The 552-nt window shown below is 46.0% G+C and carries 1 pseudogene; it reads left to right on the forward strand.

Annotation, left to right across the window (positions count from 1 at the left end):
* Positions 1-552: pseudogene (gene vmeC / locus R7R24_RS29540) on the forward strand (multidrug efflux RND transporter periplasmic adaptor subunit VmeC); the annotation flags it as partial.

Here is a 552-nt window from a genome sequence, read left to right on the forward strand (position 1 = left end):
CTTGGTCAATACATCCAAGCTGGTAGCGATATTGTTCGTCTAGAAGATAGCAGCGTAATGCGTCTGCGCTTTACCGTGCCTCAAACAGACATCTCGCGTATCAAACTTGACCAAGAAGTGGATATTTTTGTAGATGCCTACCCAGATCAGCCATTCAAAGGCTCAATTTCTGCCATTGAACCTGCAGTAAATGTACAAAGTGGTCTGATCCAAGTACAAGCTGACATTCCAAACAGCGATGGCAAACTTCGCAGCGGTATGTTCGCACGTGCAAACATCATCATGCCTAAATTGGCAAACCAAGTGACGCTACCTCAAACAGCAATCACCTTCACTTTATACGGCGATAACGTCTACATCGTGACAGAAGAAGATGGTGAAAAGCGCGTGAAACAACACGTAGTTAAAGTGGGCGAACGTACTAAAGACATCGCACACATCTTGGAAGGCGTGAAACCAGGTGATGTTGTGGTGACGTCGGGCCAAGTCCGTTTAAGTACCCACGCGAAAGTTAGCATTGTTGAAAGCAATGCCATTACTCCACCTGCTGAA

The sequence above is a fragment of the Vibrio sp. 704 genome (assembly GCF_033339295.1).